At 73.5% G+C, this 22,013-nt stretch carries 16 protein-coding genes; 7 read left to right on the top strand and 9 right to left on the bottom strand.

The features are described 5' to 3' along the window. Window positions 1-194 precede the first annotated feature (194 nt). Window positions 195-947 carry a GntR family transcriptional regulator gene (locus EAO70_RS01015; protein ID WP_148001143.1) on the top strand — a complete coding sequence of 251 codons (753 nt, stop codon included), beginning with the start codon at window positions 195-197 and terminating at the stop codon, window positions 945-947. 419 nt (window positions 948-1,366) lie between these two features. Next, window positions 1,367-3,946, top strand: a complete 2,580-nt coding sequence (locus EAO70_RS01010) for a condensation domain-containing protein (protein WP_148001142.1) — start codon at window positions 1,367-1,369, stop codon at window positions 3,944-3,946. A 12-nt stretch (window positions 3,947-3,958) separates the two neighbouring features. Here EAO70_RS01010 and EAO70_RS01005 read toward each other — a convergent pair whose 3' ends face one another. Further along, window positions 3,959-4,162 carry a hypothetical protein gene (locus tag EAO70_RS01005; RefSeq protein WP_148001141.1) on the bottom strand — a complete coding sequence of 68 codons (204 nt, stop codon included), beginning with the start codon at window positions 4,160-4,162 and terminating at the stop codon, window positions 3,959-3,961. A gap of 301 nt (window positions 4,163-4,463) precedes the next feature. Between EAO70_RS01005 and EAO70_RS01000 the strand changes: the two genes are divergently transcribed. Both EAO70_RS01000 and EAO70_RS00995 read left to right on the top strand, forming a co-directional pair. Next, on the top strand, window positions 4,464-5,663 hold the full coding sequence (locus EAO70_RS01000; RefSeq protein WP_148001140.1) for a S8 family peptidase: 1,200 nt from the start codon (window positions 4,464-4,466) through the stop codon (window positions 5,661-5,663). Window positions 5,664-5,777: 114 nt separating this feature from the next. Further along, window positions 5,778-6,569, top strand: coding sequence for a YqjF family protein (locus EAO70_RS00995; protein WP_148001139.1), 792 nt, complete (start codon window positions 5,778-5,780; stop codon window positions 6,567-6,569). Between the two features lie 93 nt (window positions 6,570-6,662). On the opposite strand, the gene EAO70_RS00990 is transcribed toward EAO70_RS00995, so the two are convergent. Next, window positions 6,663-7,121, bottom strand: coding sequence for an SRPBCC family protein (locus EAO70_RS00990; protein ID WP_148001138.1), 459 nt, complete (start codon window positions 7,119-7,121; stop codon window positions 6,663-6,665). Between the two features lie 291 nt (window positions 7,122-7,412). Between EAO70_RS00990 and thpR the strand changes: the two genes are divergently transcribed. The 3 genes from thpR (at window position 7,413) to EAO70_RS00975 (ending at window position 11,076) form a co-directional block, all read left to right on the top strand. Then, window positions 7,413-8,042: an RNA 2',3'-cyclic phosphodiesterase gene (thpR, locus tag EAO70_RS00985; RefSeq protein WP_148001137.1), complete on the top strand. Its 630-nt coding sequence runs from the start codon at window positions 7,413-7,415 to the stop codon at window positions 8,040-8,042. A gap of 116 nt (window positions 8,043-8,158) precedes the next feature. Then, window positions 8,159-9,106, top strand: a complete 948-nt coding sequence (gene bla, locus EAO70_RS00980; RefSeq protein WP_187283666.1) for a class A beta-lactamase — start codon at window positions 8,159-8,161, stop codon at window positions 9,104-9,106. 653 nt (window positions 9,107-9,759) lie between these two features. Beyond that, a complete protein-coding gene (locus tag EAO70_RS00975) occupies window positions 9,760-11,076 on the top strand; it encodes a phytase (RefSeq protein WP_148001136.1) in 1,317 nt (438 codons plus the stop codon). 64 nt (window positions 11,077-11,140) lie between these two features. On the opposite strand, the gene EAO70_RS00970 is transcribed toward EAO70_RS00975, so the two are convergent. The 7 genes from EAO70_RS00970 to EAO70_RS00940 form a co-directional block, all read right to left on the bottom strand. Then, window positions 11,141-14,080, bottom strand: a complete 2,940-nt coding sequence (locus EAO70_RS00970) for a DUF5682 family protein (RefSeq protein WP_148001135.1) — start codon at window positions 14,078-14,080, stop codon at window positions 11,141-11,143. Further along, on the bottom strand, window positions 14,077-15,198 hold the full coding sequence (locus EAO70_RS00965) for an ATP-binding protein (RefSeq protein WP_148001134.1): 1,122 nt from the start codon (window positions 15,196-15,198) through the stop codon (window positions 14,077-14,079). The genes EAO70_RS00970 and EAO70_RS00965 overlap by 4 nt, the downstream gene beginning before the upstream one ends. Before the next feature lie 22 nt (window positions 15,199-15,220). After that, window positions 15,221-16,591 (bottom strand): VWA domain-containing protein, encoded by a 1,371-nt coding sequence (locus EAO70_RS00960; RefSeq protein WP_148001133.1) that lies wholly within the window; start codon window positions 16,589-16,591, stop codon window positions 15,221-15,223. After that, on the bottom strand, window positions 16,588-17,982 hold the full coding sequence (locus EAO70_RS00955; protein WP_261992578.1) for a hypothetical protein: 1,395 nt from the start codon (window positions 17,980-17,982) through the stop codon (window positions 16,588-16,590). The genes EAO70_RS00960 and EAO70_RS00955 overlap by 4 nt, the downstream gene beginning before the upstream one ends. Beyond that, window positions 17,982-18,485 (bottom strand): hypothetical protein, encoded by a 504-nt coding sequence (locus EAO70_RS00950; RefSeq protein ID WP_148001131.1) that lies wholly within the window; start codon window positions 18,483-18,485, stop codon window positions 17,982-17,984. The genes EAO70_RS00955 and EAO70_RS00950 overlap by 1 nt, the downstream gene beginning before the upstream one ends. 231 nt (window positions 18,486-18,716) lie before the next feature. Next, window positions 18,717-19,151 (bottom strand): hypothetical protein, encoded by a 435-nt coding sequence (locus tag EAO70_RS00945; protein WP_148001130.1) that lies wholly within the window; start codon window positions 19,149-19,151, stop codon window positions 18,717-18,719. Window positions 19,152-19,373: 222 nt separating this feature from the next. Beyond that, window positions 19,374-21,872, bottom strand: coding sequence for an RICIN domain-containing protein (locus EAO70_RS00940; RefSeq protein ID WP_148001129.1), 2,499 nt, complete (start codon window positions 21,870-21,872; stop codon window positions 19,374-19,376). Between the last annotated feature and the right edge of the window lie 141 nt (window positions 21,873-22,013).

Here is a 22,013-nt window from a genome sequence, read left to right as displayed (position 1 = left end):
AGGAACGTATTGGTCTGTACCAATGCGGGTCAAGAGGGCCGACGCGGTCTGTCCGGGGTGACTCCGCGCAGCAGGGGGAGTGATCGCGGATGTCCTGGGAGTCATCACTTCGGGTGAAACTTTGGCCCATGCTTGCGGATCGCGACCGACGGTTGCCAGGCTGTAGCTGTCAGTCAACCTGAGGGGAGTGTCCAGTGACGTTCGGTGAGCAGCCCGCCTATCTGCGCGTGGCGAGCGATCTGCGGGAGAAGATCGCGAACGGCTCGCTTCCTCCGCATACCCGTCTCCCCTCGCAGGCACGCATCCGCGAGGAGTACGGGGTGTCGGACACCGTCGCGCTGGAGGCCCGCAAGGTGCTCATGGCCGAGGGGCTGGTGGAGGGGCGCTCCGGCTCGGGCACCTACGTCCGCGAGCGCCCGGTGCCGCGCCGGATCGCCCGCTCCGGCTACCGCCCCGCGTCGGGCGCCAGCCCGTTCCGGCAGGAGCAGGCGGCCGAAGGGGCCCGTGGCACCTGGGAGTCGAGCAGCGAGCAGGAGCCGGCGAACGGCGAGGTGGCCGAGCGGCTCGGCATCGAACCGGGGGAGCGGGTGATGCGCACGCGGTACGTGTACCGGGACGGCGGTGAGCCCATGATGGTCGCCACCTCCTGGGAGCCGCTCGCCGTCACGGGCCGGACGCCCGTCATGCTGCCCGAGGAGGGACCGCTCGGCGGCTGCGGGGTCGTCGAGCGGATGGCCGCGATCGACGTCGTCGTGGACAACGTGGTGGAGGACGTCGGCGCCCGCCCGGGCCTCGCCGAGGAGCTGCTGGCGCTCGGGGGAGTGCCGGGTCATGTCGTGATGGTCGTGGAGCGCACGTACTACGCCTCGGGCCGGGCCGTCGAGACGGCCGACGTCGTCGTCCCCGCCGACCGCTACCGCCTCTCGTACCACCTACCGGTGCGGTGACCGGTCAGTGGGCCCGAGGTCGCGTGGTGACCGGGCAGTGGGCCACGTCGTCCGCGTGGTGACCGATCAGCGGGCCCGCCAGGTCGCGTGGTGACCGGTCAGCGGGCCGTGCCGTCCGCGTGGCGTGACCGCGAGTTAACGGCCCGTCAAGTCGCGTAACCCCGGCGCAACCGCGCGCCGCCGCCGTCCGTCACGCGCGGATCCTACCTTCCTCGTCCGTACCCGCGAGCCGGTCGGACGACAGGAACCCTCATGACGGACACGGTCACCACACCCACCCCGGAACCGGGCGGGGCCCTCACCCCCGCTCCCGGACCGGGCGCAGTCGTCGCACCCACCCCCGGACCGGGCGGCGACGGGCCCACCCCGGAGACCGGTGGCACCGCACTCGCCCCGGAGTCCCATGGCACCGCACCCGGATGGACGGGCCCCTGCGGCAGGAGGCCTTCCAGCAGGCCGTCGACGCCTGTGTCGCACGCCATCCGATGCTCCGGACCGTGTTCCCCGCCGGAGTGCGCCCGCCCGTCCAGCAGGAACTGCCGCCCAGCCTCCGCCTCCCGGTCGCCTTCGAGACCCTCACCGATCCGGGCCTCCTCACGGCCCGGATCGCGGAGGAGCGCGAACGGCGCTTCGAGACCTGGACCTGGCCGCTGCTCCGCCTGCGGGTGCTCACCCTCGGGCCGGACGAGCACGCGCTCGTCGTCCACGCCCACCACCTCATCGGGGACGGGTTCAGCGTGGCGCTGCTCGGGCGGGAGCTGCTCGCCGTCTATGACCGTGTCCTACGCGGCGAGCCCGCCGAACTCCCGCCGCTGCTCGGTTCGTTCCGCGACCATGTCCTGTCCCTCGAGGACCGAGCCGCCGGGTCCGGTGACGCGCCCGGTGAGGCGTGCGGCGCCGTCCTCTCCGACCGTGCCGACCGTCTCGCCCGGCCGTACTCCCGCCCGGTCCTCGGAGCCGGTACCCCGGGGAGGCAGCCCGCCCAGGACCCCGCGATCGTCCCCCGGTACCGCTCCACCGGATTCACCCTGGACGCAGCCGCGGTCTCCGCACTGCGGCGGTGCGCCACCGGCGCGGGTACGACGCTCTTCGCACCGGTCCTGACCGCGTACTACCGGACGCTGGCCGACGCGACCGGACAGGCGGACCTGATCCTCGGGCTCGCGGTCTCCGGCCGCGACGACACCCACCCCGACGCGCACCTGGCGTTCGGTCCGTACGCCGCCGCCGTTCCCCTCAGGCTCGGTTCCGGGGCCGGTGGCCGTACGTTCGCCGAGGATCTCCGGGCGGTCGTGGCGGAGGTCGAGGCAGCGCGGTCCCAGGGAGTCGTGCCCCCGGCGGGCGAGGGCGGACTGCCGTCGACGGCCCAGTTCTTCTTCACCTTCTTGGACTTCTCCGCCCTGGGGCCGATGAGCGGGGACACGCTGCGGGTGCGGTGGGACGAGACCGACGCGGAGCTCGCGCCTCCGCCGGTCGGCACCGACACGTTCCTGGCGGTGCGGCCGGTCGGGGAGGGGGAGTTGCGGGTGACGCTGCGGGCGTCGGCGGCGGCGTTCCCCGACGACACGGCGTTCGCCGCGTTCGCGGAGGCCCTGCGGGCTGCGACGGCCGCGTGCGGCGCGGTGCCGGAGGACGTACCGCCGTCCGGTCCGGACGCGCAGCCGTCGCACGGTGTCCTGGACTCCGCGCTCGTCGGATACCTTCCGCCGCCGGCACAGCTGGCCGCGCTCGCGGGGGCCGGCGGTCTCGGTGCGGGCGACGGGTCGGCGGCCGGTGGCGCCGAACTGCGCGGGTGGCTGCGGAAGGTGCTCTTCCCGGGCGGACACGCGCGGCTCGTGGAGGAGATCGACACTCCCCTGGGGCGCTCGGGATTCGTGTGCCTTCCGCTCTTCGCGGACGAGCTCGGGTCGACGCCCGACCTCGCCGCACGCACGGCCCGGGCCGTGGAACACGCGGCGTCACTCGGGGCCAGGTCCGTCTCGCTGGCGGGCATGATCCCGTCGCTGACGGCGTACGGATTCGGGGTGCGGCGGGAGACGGACGGGCCGACGGCGGTGACGACCGGGCACGCGGCGACGGCGGTGTCCGTGGTCAAGACCGTCCACGCGGCGCTCGCCCGAACGGGCCGGGGCGCGCTCGCCGGGACCAGTGAGCCCGGTGGCGTCAGCCACGAAGATCTCGGCGACCTCGGCCATCCCCAAGACCTCCACGATCTCGGCGATCTCGCCGTCGCCGTCGTCGGCCTCGGCTCCATCGGGAGTTCGTCGCTCGAACTCCTCCTGACGCTCGCGTCGCGGCCGCCCGCGCGGCTGATCCTCTGCGACGTCGAGGGCAGCGCGGAACGCCTGCGGGCGCTCACCGGGGGCCTGGTGGCCCGCGGGCTCGCCGGGGCCGTGGAGGTCCACGAGTCGGGAGCGTCCGCGCTTCCGTCCTCGGTCTACGAGGCGGACCTCCTCGTCACGGCCGTCAGTGGCGGGCGGGCGATCCTCGACGTGTCACGGCTGCGGCCGGGCACGATCGTCGTCGACGACTCCTTCCCGCACTGCTTCGACACCGCCGAGGCGCTGAGGCGGATGCGGGAGCGGCGCGACGTCCTCGTCGTCGGCGGCGGCCTGCTGTCCGTCGGCGGGTCGGGATCCGGCGGGGCTGAGGGCCCTGACTGGGCTGATGACGGGCCGGAGGAGGCCGTCGTCCGTCGTACGGCCCCGGGGCTGCCGGCCGCCGTCGCGGCCGGGTACGCCGCGCGCTCGTGGCTCCCGGGCACGATCGCCTCGTGCCGCCTGGAGTCGCTGCTGCACGCGGCGGATCCGGAACTGCCGCTGGTGCACGGGCTGGTGGACGCGCGGTTGGCGCGGGCGTACTGGCGGGGCATGGCGGCGGCCGGTGTCACCGCGGGTCCGCTGCATCTCCTCGGCCATGCCGTCGCCGCGGAGGACGACGACCTCGCGGGCTTCCCGGCCCCGGGCACACCGGCGGAGACCGCGACCCGCCCCCGCTGACCGCCGCTGCGGTCAGCAGAGATGGACGCAGACCCCGCAGTCCTCGTACCAGGTCCGGTGGTCGGGGAGCGGGGCCCGCTGCCATTCCCCCCCACGGACGGCGGCTTCCGGGCCGTCGCGGTCGGCACGCATCGCGGGGAGCAGCCGCGGACCGAGGTGCGCGACGTACGCGTCGGGGGGCGCGGAGATCGCCCACGCGCCGCTGGTGAATCCCATGGGGGGTGACGGTAGCTCCGGGCACCGACATCGCCCCGGTGGACGGACCGGGCTGTTCACGAACGGAGTTCGGATCGCGCCGATCATGTCCTCCGTCGTGGCGTCGGCGAACGTGACCTTTTCAGGGAGGACTTGGCCGGGGGTCGTGTGGGATGTGAAGGCGATGCGGCGAGCTGTTTAAGAAACCTTGTTGAATATCGCTTTACCCCGGGTTCGGTCTTGATTTGCTCCTGCCAATCCGAACAGGGTTCTCTCGAACGTTTGACGCCCCACACGTCAACACGAGGAGAGACCCACTTTCATGGCAACTCACAAGCGATCCCACGGACTTCGCAACGCGGCCATAGCCACAGGCACGGCGGCCGCAGCCGCCGCTGCGCTGTTCGCGGGCAATCTGGCCGGAGCGGCCACTCCGGCCGAGGGCACCGTCCACGGACTCGGTGCCCCGGGCGCCGTCGAGGGCAGTTTCGTCGTCATCCTCGACGCATCCGCGAACAAGGGAGACCTCGCCAAGAAGTACGGCGGCAAGCTCGTCCGCTCCTACGGCTCCGAGGTGAACGGCTTCTCGGCGTCCGACCTGTCCGTCGACGAGGCCAAGCGCCTCGCCGCCGACCCCGCGGTCGGCACCGTCGTCCAGAACAAGCGCTTCAGCATCAAGGAGACCCAGGAGCAGCCCCCGTCCTGGGGCCTGGACCGGATCGACCAGGCCGAAACGGCCGGGGACCAGAAGTACTCGTACCCGGACAACGGCGGCGAGGGCGTCACCGCGTACGTCATCGACACCGGCGTCCGCATCTCGCACCAGGACTTCGGCGGCCGGGCGACCCACGGCTTCGACGCCGTGGACAACGACCAGTCCGCCGACGACGGCAACGGCCACGGCACGCACGTGGCCGGCACCATCGCCGGTACGTCCCACGGAGTCGCCAAGAAGGCCAAGGTCGTCGCCGTCCGCGTGCTGGACGACAACGGCTCCGGCACCACCGAGCAGGTCGTCGCCGGCATCGACTGGGTCACCGAGAACCACTCGGGTCCCTCGGTCGCCAACATGAGCCTCGGCGGCGGCGCCGACGAGGCCCTGGACGCGGCGGTCAAGCGGGCCATCGACTCCGGTGTGACCTTCGCGGTCGCGGCCGGCAACGAGTCCTCCGACGCCGGCCAGGGCTCGCCCTCCCGGGTGCCCGAGGCCCTGACCGTCGCCTCCAGCACCAAGGACGACCAGCAGTCGGACTTCTCGAACTTCGGGTCCGTGGTCGACATCTACGCTCCCGGCTCGGACATCACCTCCGCCTGGAACGACAGCGACACCGGCGTCAAGACGATCTCCGGAACGTCGATGGCCAGCCCGCACGTGGCCGGCGCCGCCGCCCTCTACCTGGCGGCCAACCCGTCGGCCACGCCGGCCGACACGGCCACTGCGCTGACCGGAGCGGCCACCGCTGACGCCATCAAGAACCCCTCCTCCGGCACCGCCAACAAGCTCCTCAAGATCGCGCCGTAACAGCATCACCGCGACCGCCGGGATCGTCCGCGCCCCCGGCCCACCGTGAAGAGGTGGCCCTCCACACACCCGTGGAGGGCCACCTCCGCCGTTCCGGTGCCCGATACTGCTGGTATGCCGTCGCAGCCCGCCGCGCTCCCGGAGCCGATATCGGCCGACCCGCCGCACCGCCCGGACCGCACCCTGCTCACCCAGTCCTGGCTCGACCTGGCGTTCCTGCACTGGGCGGCGGACCCCGCCGACGTGGCGCCGCTCCTCCCGGCCGGGACCGTGCCCGACACCCACGACGGCGTCACCTACGTCGGTCTGGTCGCCTTCCGCATGCACCGGGTCGGCTGGTTCCGGCTCCCCGGCGTCCCGTACCTCGGGTCCTTCCCCGAGACCAACGTCCGGCTGTACTCCGTGGACGCCCGCGGACGCCGGGGCGTCGTCTTCCGCTCCCTCGACGCGTCGCGGCTGATCCCGGTGGCCGTCGGACGGTGGGCGTTCCGGATCCCGTACGTCTGGTCCAGGATGAGCGTCCGGAGCGACGGCCCGACCCTGACGTACACGAGCAGTCGACGGTGGCCGGGCCCCCGCGGCGCGCGCAGCGCGATCAGCGTGGAGGTCGGCGAACCGGTGGCCGAGCCCACCGCCCTCGAACACTTCCTGACCGCCCGCTGGGGCATGCACAGCTCGTTCCGCGGGCAGCCGCTCTACCTCCCGAACACCCACCCGCGCTGGCCGCTGCACCGCGCCCGGCTGCTCGATCTCGACGAGACGCTGCTCACCGCCGCCGGCCTGGAGAAGCCGTCCGGGCCGCCCGTCAGCGTGCTGTACTCACCGGGCGTCCCGGTCCGGTTCAGCGCCCCGCCGCGGGCACCGCGGGGCGTGCCGATCCCACGGCAGAGGGACGCGGACGGGTAGGTCCGGTGGTGCCGGTGGCCCCGGCAGCCTCGGAGGCGCCGGGGGTCCCGGTGTCCCGGCCGCTCCGGTGGTCCCTGTGGTCCGGCCGTCGCGTCAGCGCGGGGCGATTCCCGCCTCCGCCGCCGCCTTGATCCGGGCGCCGAAGCCCGGGGCGTCCTTGCGGGCGGCGGCGAGCGCCAGACCCGTGAGCAGCTTGCCGATGCCGTGGCCTTCGAGGACGTTGTAGATCCGCACCTGCGTCCGGCCGCCGGTGAGCGGCTCCAGGTCGTAGCCGCCCTCGCGGGCCATGACGAGGTTCTTGGACACCTCGGCCCAGCGGAGCTTCACAGGAGCTTCGAGGGCGGTGACGCGGAACTCCCGGTGCGTTTTCATCCCGGCGTCCTTGACCGTGCTCCGGAAGACGGTGCCGACGGCGGTCGGGGCGTCCGGGACCCGCTCGATCCTGAGCACCCGGGGGCTGAACTCGGGGTCGTTGCGGCCGTCGGAGAGGAACGCGAAGACCTCATCCACCGGCCGGTCGACCTCGAACGTCGCTTCGAACTGTCCTGACATGGGGCACCCCGGATCGGTCGGGCGGCGCCCCCGCCCGCGCCTGCGGCGACGAGGTTCGCCCTCGTCGTACCACCGCCGTTGTCGTACCACCGCCGTTGTCGTAGTGGCAGCACGACCCTACGTGACCGCGACGGGGTCCGCCCGGCGAGCGAGCCGCTCCCCGCGCGCGGCCCGGCGGCCCCCGGCGGGCGCGGCCCGGTCGGCGCGTACGCTCACGACAGGACGACCACCCCCGCCGGGCTCGGAAGGGGCCGGGAGAGCGGGGCGGGCAGCGTGAGCGGGGAACGGGACATGGCCGAGGTACGGCGAAGGCCGGGGACCGAGCCCGGCGCGGGCGAGCGGGACCGTGCGGCGACGGTACGCGTCTTCATCGCCCTCGCCCCGCCCGACGAGGCGAAGGACGAGCTGGAGCGGGTACTCGGCCCCGCCTACGACGCCTATCCGCGGATGCGGTGGAACCGGGTCGAGGACTGGCACATCACCCTGGCCTTCCTCGGGGAGCTGCCGGCCGCCGCCGTACCGCCCCTGCGGACGCCGCTCGCGGACCTCGCCGCGTCACGGGGACCGGTGGAGCTGTCCCTGCGGGGCGGCGGGCACTTCGACGAGCGGGTGCTGTGGAGCGGGATCGACGGGGACCTCGACGCGCTCCACCGGCTGGCCGCCGACGTCCGCGGAGTGGTCACGGCCTGCGGCATCCCCTTCGAGGACCGGCCGCTCCGCCCCCATCTGACGCTGGCCCGCGCCCGCCGCGACGACCCGTCGAGCACCGTGGCCCTGGCCGCCGGACTGACCGGCTTCGCCGGGCGCAGCTGGCCGGCGCAACGGCTCCACCTGGTCGGCAGCGACTTCGGGCGGGGCCCGGGGCCGATCCGGTACCGCGACATCGCGTCCTGGGCGTTCGGCGCCGGCCGGCACGCCTGAAGGACCTTCACCCGTCCTTCCCCGAATCTCCTCGCCCCGCGGTCCGCCGTCGAAACCGGCCGGGGGTGCCCGCGCGTGTTTCCCTGTGCAGTGATCGCTCGGGAAAGGGAAACACCTTGTCCATCACCGGATTCAGTCCGTCCCGTCGCGGTGTGCTCGGCCTCGGGGCCGGTGCCGCCCTCGCCGCCGCGTTACCGCTCGGCGGGCCGGCGTACGCCTCGTCGCCCGGCGCCGAGGTCCTCCTCGCGCGGCTCCGCGCCCTTGAGGAGCGGCACGCCGCACGGCTGGGGGTGTTCGCCCACGACGTGCGGACCGGGCGCTCCGTCGCGTACCGCGCCGACGAACGCTTCCCCATGTGCTCGGTCTTCAAGACCTTCGCCGTCGCCGCCGTCCTGCGCGACCTCGACCGGGACGGCTCCTTCCTCGCCCGCCGCCTTCGCTACACGGCGGATGACGTCACGCGCTCCGGCTGGTCCCCCGTGACGGAACGCGCCGAGAACATCGCCCACGGCATGACCGTCTCCGAGCTGTGCGACGCCACCCTGCGCTTCAGCGACAACACCGCGGCGAACCTGCTCCTCCGCGAACTGGGCGGACCGACCTCCGTCACCCGCTTCGCCCGGTCGATCGGAGACCGTACGACCCGCCTGGACCGCTGGGAGCCCGAGCTGAACTCGGCCGAGCCCTGGCGCGAGACCGACACCTCGACCCCCCGGGCCGTCGGCCGGAGCTACGGGCGGCTCCTCCTCGGCGCCGCGCTCCCGCGGGACGACCGGGAGCGGCTCACCACGTGGATGCTGGCGAACACGACCAGCACCGAGCGGTTCCGCAAGGGACTGCCCGCCGACTGGCTGCTCGCCGACAAGACCGGCGGCGGCCGTTACGGGGGCAACAACGACGCGGGTGTCGCCTGGAAGCCGGACGGCGGCCCGGTCGTGCTCACCGTGCTGTCCACCCGGTTCACCGAGGACGCGGCTCCCGTCGACGCCCTCGTGGCCGACGCGGCGGCGCTGGTCGCGGCGGAACTCGGTCGTCCGGAACCCCGCTCGAAAACCCGCGAATAAATCGCTTGAGCGTCGCCGCGGCCTTTCCTAGGCTGTGGTCACACGCTGAAAGGAGGTGATCCGAGAACATGGTTTCTTTTCGGATTCGTGAGGTGACTGCGGGCTAACGGCCTGCCGTCGCACTCTGTGCACCTCGGCAGGTCGTCTGCCGAAAACCACGCAGTCACCCGACCCGTGGGCCGCCGGTTATCCGGCCGGCTCCCGTCCGAACTCGAGCGGACGGGACCAGGCCCACGGGTCGTCTGTGTTCCCGGCCGCTTCTGTGGCCCGTCCCCCAGTAGTCCCGGGGCCTGGCGCGTCCTCGCGCTCGACACGAGCGCCCAGGAACCGGCGGAGGGACCGGACGGCCGATCCCGCCCCGGAACGCACGCCGTCCTCCGCGGTCTCCCCTCCGCCCGGCGACTGAACGGGACGGCGAGGCCCGCCGCGCGCGGCCGGCCTTCGGCCATGGCACGCACCGCGGCCGACACCGGCCCGAGGCACACCGCGCGGCCGACGCCGGAAACCGGAGAGTGCCACGCCTCGCGGCCCGCGCCGGGTTCACCGCACGTACACCTGGACTTCGCGTCCCCGGCCGGGCGGTGGCCCCCGGCCGACACGGAAGGGCAGCACGCTCGCGCAGGACGTACGAGCCCCCTCCAGAGGAGACCTGCGTGACTCGCCCCCGTACCGCCCGACCGCTCGTGCTCGCCGTCGCCACGGCGCTCGCCGCGGCCGCCCTCGCCGTGCCGGCCCGGGCCGACGCCCGTCACCACGGCCCCGCCCGTACCCTGCCGGCCGTGGTCCCCCGCGCGGAGACCCCGGTGCTGCACGACGACGAAGCGGGCGGCAACGCCGACGCGGACGACCCCGCCATCTGGCGCAACCGCGCGGCCCCCGCCCGCAGCCTCGTCATCGCGACCGCCAAGGAGGGCGGCCTGCGCGTCTACGACCTGGACGCGCGTCCGGTCCAGTCGATAGCGGCTCCACCGGCGGCCGGACCCGACGACGCCCCCGGCCGGTTCAACAACGTGGACCTGGTGCAGGGCCTGCGGCTCTCCTCGGGGCGCGCCGACCTCGCCGTCACCAGCGACCGCGGGCACGACCGGCTGCGGTTCTACCGCATCGACCGCGACCGCGCCGGCGGCCCGCTGACCGACGTCACCGACCCCGCCGCCCCGGCGGTCTTCTCCCGGGACCAGGCCGAGATCAACGACCAGCGCACCGCGTACGGCCTGGCGACCTGGACGGACCCGGCCTCCGGCAAGGCCTTCGCCCTGGTCAGCCGGCGCGAGCGGACCGCCGTGACGCTGCTCGAACTCCTCCCGGCCGCCGGTGGCACGGTCACCTATCGCACGATCCGCACCCTGGAGCTGCCCGCCTCCTTCCGGCTGCCGAACGGCACGTCGTGGGCGCCGTGCGGCGAGCCCGGCGAACTGCCGCAGGTCGAGGGCATGGTCGTCGACCCCGCCAACGGCACCCTGTACGCGGGCCAGGAGGACGTCGGCATCTGGCGGCTCCGCGCCGACCTCACCGGCACCCCGAAGCTGGTCGACAAGGTCCGCGAGTACGGCGTTCCCGGGGTCTACGACGAGGAGACCGAGGAGTGCACTCCGGGCGCCGACCCCGGCTTCGGCGGCACCCGGATCTCCTCGGACGTCGAGGGGCTCACGCTCGTCACCGAGCCAGGCGGCGACGGCTACCTGCTGGCCTCCAGCCAGGGCGACGACACCTTCGCCGCCTACGACCGGGAGCTCGCCGACCGCAACGAGTACGAGGGCGGCTTCCGGGTCGGGCCCGCGAGCAGGGTCCTCGACGGCTCCGAGGAGTGCGACGGCGCCGCCGCCCTGAACGCCCCCCTCGGCCCGAAGTACCCCCACGGCCTGCTGGTCGTGCAGGACGGCCACGACACCCCCGGCGACGGGGACCGTCCTTCGACCGGCTTCAAATTCGTCGACCTCGGCTCGGTCCTGGACGCGCTCGACCGCTGACCCGCCCGGCGCCCTCTCCCCCCCTCCCGCACCGGCCGCCGACCGTCCGGCGGCCGGTGCGGCGTCACTGCGCCGTGAGGAGCGCGGCGACCGCGTGGGCCGTGGCCGGGTGTCGCGCCGTGAGGGACGGTCCGCCCGCCGTACCGGCGCCCGGCGCCCAGGACCCGTCGCAGCCCAGGAGGTCCGCGACCGCGTCACAGGTCGCGCGGTGGGTGAACAGGAGTGCCGCTCCCCCCGGTTCCTCGGCCGGTCCACCCACCGGACCCCAGCCGTCCGTGACGCCCAGGAGGTCCGCGAGCGCGTCGCAGGTCTCGGGATGCCGCGGGAGCAGCGCCGCGCCGCGGGCCGTCGCGGCGCCCGGCGGCCCCGGGGCCGCCGGCCGGGCGTGCCACGGCGGGACCCAGGTGTCCAGGGCGGCGAGGCGGGCGGGGAAGATCCGGCCCGCCTCGCGGATGAGGAGCGGGGCCAGGTCGGCGGCGTTCGACCTCAGGGTGGTGATGAGGGTGGGCAGCCAGGGCAGCAGGACGGGGTCGGGGAGTCGTCCGAAGGCGTTGGACACGGCCTCCACGACGACGTCCGCGAGGCCCGGCACCGGCTCCAGGGCGTGCACGAAGCCGCTGAGGTAACGGGGGTACGAGGGCACCACCAGGGGGTTGCCGAGGAGCTCGTCGCAGCGGCCGCGGAGTTCGCCCCGGGACAGCGTCCCGAGCTGGACCTGCGCGGCCCACAGCAGGGCGGTCTTGGCGGGATCGCCCGGGTGCGACTGCGCGACCGCGAGCTCCAGCTGGGTGCGGTCGCAGCCGAGCGACAGCGCCAGGCTCTCCATGCTGAACAGGAAGCCCAGCATCGCCGCCACCTGGCCGACGGTCGCGTCCTCGTCCCGGAAGGCCGTCGGCAGCAGCGTGCAGTAGTGCGCGTACCCGGCCCTGACGAAGGACTCGATCCACGGAGGGAGGACCGGCTCGCTGGTCCGGTAGTAGGCGAGGAGGCCGCGCACCCGGTGCAGCACCTCCGGCGCGCCGTCCACCGTGCGTTCACCGGCGAGGACCTCCAGGGCGCGGCCGCCCAGTTCGTCGGCGAGCCGACGGCCGCCGAGGTGGAGTGTCGCGTCCTCGACGGCCGCGAGGACCTCGGCGGTGGTGGCTCGCGGCCCGTAAGCGGTGCGGCGCAGCCGCTGCTCCAGGACCTGCTCCAGGCTGACGCCCTCGTAGCCCAGCTCGATGAGGGCGCGCTGATGGGTGCCGAGCGACAGGTCCCAGGACTCCTGGATCGAGCGTTCGCCGAGCCGCCGCTCCCCCATCACCGTGCGGGCCGCGCCCGGCGGCAGCAGGCGGCGGAGCATCCAGAGGACGTCGGAGCAGGCCCGCAGTCCGGGCCGGGACGCCATGTCGAGCAGGGCCCGCCGGACCCCTCGCTGCTGGAGGTTGAGTCCCAGGGGTGCGAGCCGGTCGTGGACGTCGCGGGCGAGGGGCGGCAGCGCCTCGTAGCCGACCTGGCCGATCCGGTCGCCGCCCATCATGATCTCGACGAGCCGCCGGACGTCCCGGCGGCCGGGGACGGTGTCCTTCTCGATGCAGGTGACCGCCGCGTCCTGGAAGTCGTACGGCGTCGGCTTGGCCCGGTCCCGCATCCCGGCGAGCAGGATCGAGGTCTCGAAGACGGCGATGGCGTCGGCGGTGGAGGCCAGGTAGCCGCTGCGGCGGGCGGCGCGGACGATGTCCACCGACCATCCGAGGAGTTCGGCCTCGTCGAGGCCGTGGAGGGCGGGCGGCTGCCGGAGGAAACCGGTGAGCCGGTCCTCCGCCGGTACGGAGGCGGGGGCGGCCGCGGATCCGGAGGCGGGCGCGGTCGCGGGGGTCTTCGCCGCGGTCTTCCGCGCGGCCGGCTTCCTCGCACCGGCCTGGCCCTCCAGGCGGTAGGGCCGCACCCGGGTGCGCTTGAGGTTCTTCGCCCATTCGGTCGCGGCGATCGACACGGAGCCGGACGCGAGGCCGAACTGGGCCTCGATCGCCGCGTGGCTGGAGGGGATCAGTCCGTACTGCCAGATGGTGGCGGTCCGCGGGGAGACGGTGAAGTCGCCGGTGCCGCCGATGCCGAACTCCTCGACGCGGCTGGCCGCGTGGAAGGCCCCGCACACGTACAGGCAGTCGGCGGGGTCGGTGCCGGTCGCGGCGAGGTGCTCGCGCATCCGGGTCCACATGTACCGCTCGCGGTCCTCGTCGACCCGTACCCGCTCGCCGCCGCCCGGGGCGAGCCGGCGGAACAGGCTGCCGATGAGGAACATGACCTGGCGGTAGGTGTCGTGGTCGCTGTCGCCGAGCGGGACCTCGACGTACTGGTGCCACCACTCCGACCAGTGCCGCACCTTGCCGTGCCGCAGCAGGTGCTCCTCCAGTTCGGCGAAGCGCGGGCGGAGGTCGCCGATCTCGACTCCGACGGCCTCGCCGTGGAGGGCCGCCTCCGGCTCCGCGCCCGCCCCGGTCGCGGGCGCCTCGTCGCCGGCGGGTCGCCGGGTGTCCCACTGGAAGACGTGGTCGGAGGACCGGTCGACGAGGACGAGCTCCACCCCGGGGGTGTCGAGGGCGTAGGCGATGGCCTGGTACTCGGCGGAGGCCTCGGTGATCGGGGCGACGACCGAGAGCGGGGCCCAGTCGGGCGGGAAGCCGTCGATCTCGCTCGCGAAGGCCTGCACGGCCACGGGCAGCCGGCAGTTGCGGAGTTCGGTGAGGAGCGGGGCCATGTCCTCGCACAGCTCCAGGTACACGACCTTGGGCTGCTTCTCGCGGAGGCGGCTCGCCATGGCGAGGGCGGAGGCGGGTGAGTGGTGGCAGACCGGGAAGATCTCCAGCGGTTCGGCGACCGCCCGGTCGACGTCGTCGACCATGCCGAGCAGGATCTCCTCCAGCGCGTCCCGGCCGCCGGCGAACTCGGCCGCCGCCTCGTGGAGCTGCCCGCGCAGGGCGGTGAAGGAGGGGCTCGCGGGCTTCTCGTACGGGCCGCTCATGCCAGCTTCGCGATCGCCTCGCGGCCGCCTTCGAGGAACTCGGGCCAGGAGCCGCCCTGCTCCTTGCCCCGGGGCTCGACGACGCCGTGGAGGTACTTGTTGAGGATGGCCAGGTCCTCGGGCTCCCGGCGGGCGAGGGTGCCCACCAGGGAGGACGCGAGGGCGCGGGCCGTCAGGGTGCGCTCGCCGAAGAAGTCGCTGTGCAGGACCGCGTCCTCCAGGACGCCGATCTGCTCGGCCGTCGACAGTGCGGACTCCAGTTTCTCGTCGTCGCTGCCGGCCGCGGCGGCGGAGGCGCGCAGGTCGGCGAAGCTCTGGAGGAGGACGTCGAGGAGGGTGGGCGGCACGTCCAGCTCGATCGCGTGCCGGCGGAGCAGTTCCTCGGTGCGGAAGCGGACGATCTCCGCCTCGCTCTTCTTGTTGGTGACGACCGGGATGCGGACGAAGTTGAAGCGGCGCTTGAGTGCGGAGGAGAGGTCGTTGACGCCGCGGTCGCGGCTGTTGGCGGTGGCGATGATCGAGAACCCGGGCTGGGCGAAGACGATGTTCTCGCCGCCCGCGCCGTCGAGTTCGGGCACCGAGATGTACTTCTCGGAGAGGATGGAGATGAGGGCGTCCTGGACGTCGCTGGTGGAGCGGGTGAGCTCCTCGAAGCGGCCGACGGTGCCGGTCTCCATCGCGGTCATGATCGGCGAGGGGATCATCGACTCGCGGGACTGGCCCTTGGCGATGACCATCGACACGTTCCAGGAGTACTTGATGTGGTCCTCGGTGGTGCCCGCGGTGCCCTGGACGACCTGGGTGGAGTTGCGGCTGATCGCGGCGGAGAGCAGCTCGGCGAGCCAGCTCTTGCCGGTGCCGGGGTCGCCGATGAGGAGCAGGCCGCGGTCGGAGGCGAGGGTGACGATGGAGCGCTCGACGAAGCTGCGGTCGCCGAACCACTTCTGCGTCACCTCCCGGTCCAGGCCGTCGGCCCGCTCGGAGCCGAGGACGAAGAGGCGGACCATCTTCGGGGAGAGGCGCCAGGAGAAGGGCTTGGGCTGGTCGTCGATCGACTCGAGCCAGTCGAGCTCCTCGGCGTACTTGATCTCGGCGGGGGCGCGGAGCAGGTCGGACATGTGAGGGCCTTTCTGGGCGGGCTCAGGTGAGGAAGGTCTTGAGTTCGTGCACGAGCTTGTCGATGTGGCCGGAGACCACCGGGGTGCCGAGGGCCTTGAACCGCTCCCGGAACCAGGGGTTGACCTCCTGGCGGCCCGAGCTGGTGACCGAGCCGACGGGGATGAACCTGACTCCGGACCGGTGGACCGCCTCGATGCCCTCGAACAGCGGCTGGGAGCGGTCGAACTCGTAGAAGTCGGAGATCCACACCATGACGGTGTTCTTGGGCTCGGCGATCTTCGGTCGGGCCATGGCCATCGCGACGGGGCCGTCGTTGCCGCCGCCGAGGTTGGTGCGCAGGAGCACGTCGAACGGGTCGTGCACCCAGGGGGTGAGGTCGATCGCGCGGGTGTCGTACGCGATGAGGTGGACGTCCACCTTCGGCAGCCCGGCGAAGATCGAGGCGAGGATGGTGCAGTTGACCATCGAGTCGACCATGGAGCCGGACTGGTCCACGACGACGACGAGCCGCTGTGGTGTGGTCCGCCGGACGGTGTGCCGGTAGTAGAGGCGGTCGACGTAGAGCCGCTCCTCCTCCGGGCTCCAGTTGGTGAGGTTCTTCCAGATGGTGCGGTCGAGGTCGAGGTTGCGGAAGACGCGCTTGGGCGGGACGGAGCGGTCCAGTTCGCCGACGGTGGCCTTCTCGACCTGGGTGCGCAGGACCTGGGCGACCTCGTCGACGTAACGCCGGATGAGGTTCTTGGCGTTGGCGAGGGCGACGCCGGACAGGTTCCCCTTGTCCCGCAGGAGCTGCTCGATCAGGGACATGCTGGGGGTGAGCCGGGCGGCGAGCGCCGGGTCGGCCAGGACCTCGCGCAGGTGCATCCGGCGGACGAGGTCGGCCTCGACGTCGCCGAGTCCGAGTCCGGCTCCGGGGCCGTCGGGGCCCGCGCCGCCTCCGCCGCGCAGGCCGCCGGGCGGGTGGCCGAGCGAGCGCTCCAGCCAGCCGGCGTCGGACTGCCAGCGGGCCAGCTGCCCGGCGGAGACCGTTCCCGATCCGGTGGAGAAGACGTTGAGCAGGAGCTTCGCGGCGAGCGCCGCGCGGCGGACCTCGGCGGCGCGGTCGCGGGCGCCGTCGGGCTCCGGCTCCGGCGCCATCAGTCCGTCGAACTCGTCGGCCAGTTCGGGGTGGCGCTGGACGACGGAGTCGACGGACGCGCCGGGGTCGAGCAGCGCGGACGGCAGGCCGATGTCCTCGACGACGGCGAGGCTCGCCGACTCCAGGGCGGTCTGCTCCTCGGGGTCGAAGAGGCGGGCGAGGAGGCGCCAGTACAGGACCTGGCGGCGGTTGTCGTCGGAGTCGGGCGTGGCCGGCCGGGCCGCCGGGAGGCCGGTGGACGCGGGATCGGTCATGCGCGCAGCAGCTTTCCCGCTCGTTCGCGCAGGACGGCGACGGAGTCCGTGGCCGCCTTCTCCGCGCGGGCACCGGCCTTGTCGGTGGTGCCGCCGGCCCACGCGCCCGCGTGGACGGCGACCGCCTTCTTCCGGACGGTCGTCTCGACGGCCAGCGGCTGGAGGACGAACTCCCCGGCGTCCCATCGGAGCAGCCCCAGGCACGCCCCGGACGCGGTGAGCGCCTCCGGGGTGAGCGGACCCGCGGTGGGGATGCGGTCGGTGTCGACGGGCAGCCGGTGGCCGGCGACGGCGAGGACCGGGCGGCCCTCGCCGTCCTCCTCCGCGGTGTAGCCCTCCAGGAGGACGGGGACGGCGATCCGCGCCGGGTGGCGGTCGAGCGGCGCGGTCACCGGGTCGGCGGCGGTGGCGAGTGCGACGCGGGCCGTGCCGAAGGCGTCGGCGGGCTCTCCCGTACGGGCCCGCTCTTCGTCCCAGACGAGGTCGCCCTCGTCCGTGAGGGGCATGCCGTCCAGTTCCACGGCGCGGCCCTCGCCCACGGCGGTGAGCAGCGACATGTGCGGCCGGAGCAGCTGCCACAGGCCCGCGCCCACGACCGTGTCGGGCTTGGGCGCGGACACCGCCGCGCGGACGAGGCGCGACGGCGTGCCGTCGGCGGGTTCGAACACCGCGTGGACCTGGGCCTGGACCGCGGTCGCGTGCTCCTGGAGGTCGATGCCGAGGGGCAGCAGACGGCCGGTCGCGGGGGCCGTGGCCGGGGTCCTGGCGGCGCCGGGGAGGGTGAGGAGGAGGGCGCGGGTCCACAGGTCGGCCCAGCGGCGGACCGGTACGCGGTCCAGGGTGGCGCCGGGGCAGGAGGCGGCGAGTTCGGCGGCGAAGCCGTCCAGCAGGGTGGCCTGCCGGCGGAGCAGCGGGTCCGGCAGCATCGCGGAGACGACGGGCGCGGCGCCGGCGACCAGTTCGTGGTCGATGCCCTGCCAGCCGGCGCGGGCGAGGTCGGACAGCCAGGCGCGTGCGGCGGCGAGGACGTTGGCCCCGGGCTCCTCCGTCGGCGCCTGCGCGTCGGTCCGTTCGGCGGGGGAACGGCCGGTGATGTCCGCGACGCGTTCGGTCAGGGCGTCGTGGACGGAGCCCATGAGGGCGGTGCGGGCGGCGGCGAGTGCCATGAGGTGGTCCTCGCCGGCGGCTCCGGCGGCGGCCTTGTCGGCGGCTTCGGCGACCGCGGCGGCCAGCGGCGTGCCGCCGACGGCGGCGGCGAGCGCGGCCAGGCCCGCGGCCTGGTCGGGCTGCGGCCGGAGGAGTCCGGAGACGAGGGCCCGGTCGAAGGAGTCGACGGCGGACAGTGCCTCGTCGAGCCCTTCGACGGGGTCGGTGAACAGGTCCGTGCGCATCAGGCGACCGTCCTCGTCGGCGGGAACCACTGCATCTCGGGCAGCGGTGTGGTGACCGGCTCCAGTTCCAGGTAGGCCAGGTGCCGCAGGAAGCGGCTGAACACCGGGGCGGCCGCGGCGGTGTCGCCCTGCGCGGGCCGCGTCGCGGTCATCAGCGCGACGAGGTGGTGGGCGTCGGCCTCGCTGTCGCCCGGGTCGGCCTTCAGGTAGCGGGCGACGCGCTCGGGCCCGTACTGCAGGACGGCTTCGGCGACGAGGGCCCGGATGTGGTTGCAGAACCCTCCCCGAGCGCCGCCACAGGGACGGTTGTTGTTCGTGCTGCACGCGTACGCGTACGTCCCGGTCGCGATCGAGGACACGTACACGCGTCCCGCGTCGGACCCGCTGGACACGACGCCCTGCAGTCGTCCGTCGGCCAGTTCGACGAACGGCACCTTGGCGAGTTTCCTCGGTCGCGCGGGCGGTACCACCCGCGCCGTACTCGACAGCTCCCAGACCGGCAACGTACCTCTCCCATGCACGTCAGAGGGGTTGTTCACGCCACTGCGGCGGAACAGGAACGAACCTATCCCCGCCCACTGACAACGCCCGCTGAGGAGTCGGAATCGGGGGAGTCCGCGGGCGCGGTGGCACCCTCGTCGAGTCCCGGCTGTCCCGGTGAACGCCGACGGCGTACGGCTCCGGGGCATCGGAGCCGTACGCCGTTCGCGCCGTGGTGGTGCGCCGTGGGGCGGTCAGGCGGTGCCGTGCTTCTCGAAGGTCGTGTGGTCCGTGGCCAGCGCCCAGATCACGACGATGGAGAGGGCCATGGAGAACAGGGACCACCAGGGGTGGTACGGCAGGAAGAGGAACTGGGCGACGGTGTTGAGACCGGCGAGGGTGATGCCTCCCATCCGGCCCCACTCGGAGCCCATGAGGATTCCGGCGCCGGAGAGGCCGACGAGCACGCCGAGGATGACGTGGACCCAGCCCCAGCCGGTGAGGCTGAACTCGAAGACGTAGTCGCCGACGCGGGCGTAGACGTCGTCCTGGGCGATCGCGACGATGCCCTGGAGGACGTCCAGGATGCCGATGACCGCGAGGAGGACACCGGCGAACAGGGTTCCCCCGGCGGTGCCGCGGGCGGCCGCGTCGGCGCCGGGCGGGCGGGGTGCGGTGTTCTGGCTCATGGGGTCATCGTCCGGCCGCCGCTCCGGCGGCGATCGCTTAACTACTCCGAACGGGTGAGGCGCCCGTCATCGGTCACCTGCCGGAGACCAGTGACACGGCGACGGCCCGCCGGGGACCCGGTCGTTCTCCGGGGCCTCGGCGGACCGGTCACGGCGGGCCGGGGCCCCGGCGGGCCGGTCACGGCGGGCCGGGGCCCCGGCGGGCCGGTCACGGCGGTGGCGTCAGGAGAGGGTCCACCGCTGGAGCGTCGCTCCGGTGTCGGGCTGCTGGGTGACTGCGGCTCCGTCGGCGGCCGAGGCGGTGGTCAGCAGGAGCCCGCTCGCCGCGGAGGCGACGGTGTGGGTGCCGCCCGGCTGACGGACGACGTTCCAGCGCTGGTTGGCCCCCTTGGTGCAGGTCCACTGGATGACGCGGGCGCCCGTACCGGTGGAGCCGCCCTCGACGTCGGCGCAGAGCCCGGACCGGACGTTCCTGAGCTCGTACGTGCCGTCCGTCTGCTGGGTGAACCTCCACTGCTGGTTGGTGCCGCCGGTCGGGGCCCAGGTGATGAGCCGGGTGCCCGCGGTCGTGCTGTGGTCGGGGTTGTCGAGGGCCTTGCCCCCGGCGGTGAGGGTGTGGACGCCGTCGAGGGCGGCCGTCACCGACCAGGTGAAGGTGGTCGTGCCGGAGGCGGTCCCGGAGGACGCGGTGACGGTGACCGTGGACGTGCCCGTCGCCGTGGGGGTTCCGGTGATCAGTCCGCCGGTGCTGATGCCGAGCCCGGCGGGCAGCCCCGTCGCGGTGAAGGCGAGGGGCTTTCCGGCGGAGTCGACCGCCGTCAGCTGGAGGGAGACGGCCTTGTTCACGGTGGTCGCCCGGTCGCCGGGATGGGTGACCGTCACCGCGGAGTCGACCGCCGTCAGCTGGAGGGAGGTCAGGGTCTGCTCCCCGGCCGCACGGGCGCCGCCGACCGCGTTCCCCGTGGTGTTGGTCCAGGTGCGGGTGGGTGTGGTCTCGGCGGGCCGGGCGGAGTCGGCGGAGAGGCCGATGACGAGACCGCTGTACCGGTTGACGATCTTGTACGTGCCGGTGGGGGTGCCGTCCGTCGGCGAGGTGCCCTTCAGGACGAACCACTGCTGACCGACGGTGGCGCCGCCGGCCGGTGCGGCGGTGACCGTGGGCCTGGTGCCCCAGGCCCGGGTGGCGGTGGAGGCGGTGCTCACGCCGAGCAGCCGGCCCGAGGAGGCGTTGGCGATGCGGTGGGAGCCGTCGCCGTTCGGGGTGAAGATCCATGATTCGAGGGCGGACCCGGTGGCGGCGGCGAGCGAGGTGGTGGCGCCGCCGGTGGCCTCGGCCAGGACGCGGCCGCCGGCACTTGAGATGCGGTACGCCCTGGTCGCGTCGACGGGCGCGGCGGGCTCGGTGGTGCCGATCGACAGGTTGACGTACTCGCCGGAGGTGCCGCCGGAGCAGCCGAAGGAGCAGTACGAGCGGAAGTCCTTGCCGACGATCCCGGAGCCGGTCCTGTTCCCGCTGTCGAGGAACCAGCGGTACCAGGAGGCGTTCCGGTAGCCGCCGGTGTCACCGAGGCGGAACCACTTCTGGGTGGCGAGGTTGTCGGTGGCGTAGATCTCCTGGGAGGCGTTCCCGCTCTGGTCGACCGCCTGGGGCTGGCCGATGTACAGGCCGAGGTGGGCGTTGTACGTGATGTCCATGACGAACAGCGGAGACGTCGGGGGTGTCAGGCCGGCGGCCACCTGCTGGGCGACGGTGCCGGAGTTGGCCGGGTCGTACTCCTTCGACGGCGGGGTGTACCCCGTGGTGCTGCCGGAGCCGACCGGGACCATGGTGCTCTCGCGGCCGCCGACGCCGGGCTGGGACCAGGCGCCGTCGTACCACTTCTGCCAGGATCCGGGGGCCATCTTCGACGCGATCGGGGCGCGGGCGACGTGCCCGTAGAACGCGGCCCAGCCGCCGCCCTTGTTCACGATCCGGGAGCCGTAGAAGGCGTAGAAGTAGCCGGAGGCCGTGTCGACGAACAGGCGCTGGTCGCCGGTGCCGTAGTGGTACGTCTGACGCGGGAAGGCCGTGGTGTCGCCGCGCGTGGTGCTGTGCGGCGAGGTGATGACGTGGTCCCTGATGCTCCACGTCCGTCCCTGGTCCTTGGAGACGGCGTAGTCGATGCCGTCGTAGTGGACGCCGTCGCCGAAGGGCTGTGGGGTGAACTCGTTGTGCACGAGCCCGTACCAGTCCCCGGTGTCCGGGTCGACCCAGACGCCGGCGAGGTCGCAGTAGTTGCGGTGCGCGTAGGAGCCGGTGGAGGGCGCCGGGGTGGACTCCACTCCCGTGGGGCTGTTGTTGCAGCGCCAGGTGGTGTCGTTGTTGCGGTCGGCGGAGTTGGCCGGGTTCACCGCGTCGCTGAGGGCGGCGGAGCGGGTGGCGGTGTCGAAGTTCGTTCCGGTGTAGAAGGTCCACTTCCGGGGGTCGTTCGCGCCGTACAGCGCGTGCGCCTGCTGGAAGTAGAAGGTGCCGTCCTTGTCGATGTACGCGCCCGCGGGCGTGTCGTCGGGGTGGGTCCAGGAGCCCTTGGCGCCGACGGTGACGGTGTAGGTGGCGGCCTCGGGCGCCGCGGAGACCGCGGAGACCGCGGACGCGGGGGGTGTCGCCAGTGCGCTGCCGCCGGTGACGACCAGCGCGGCGGCGGCCAATGCCCCGGCGAGTCTGCTGTGACGAGTGGGCATGGTTCTCCCTGATCGGAGGAGCCCGGAGGGGGAGGGCTCCGTGACGGTCCGGTGTGGGGGTCTGCTGTGACGAGTGGGCATGGTTCTCCCTGATCGGAGGAGCCCGGAGGGGGAGGGCTCCGTGACGGTCCGGTGTGGGGG

It is taken from the genome of Streptomyces sp. adm13(2018) (genome assembly GCF_008042145.1).
Taxonomy (GTDB): Bacteria; Actinomycetota; Actinomycetes; order Streptomycetales; family Streptomycetaceae; genus Streptomyces.
The sequence above is the reverse complement of the archived record's forward strand: the minus strand, read 5'-3'. Positions and strand labels throughout refer to the sequence as shown.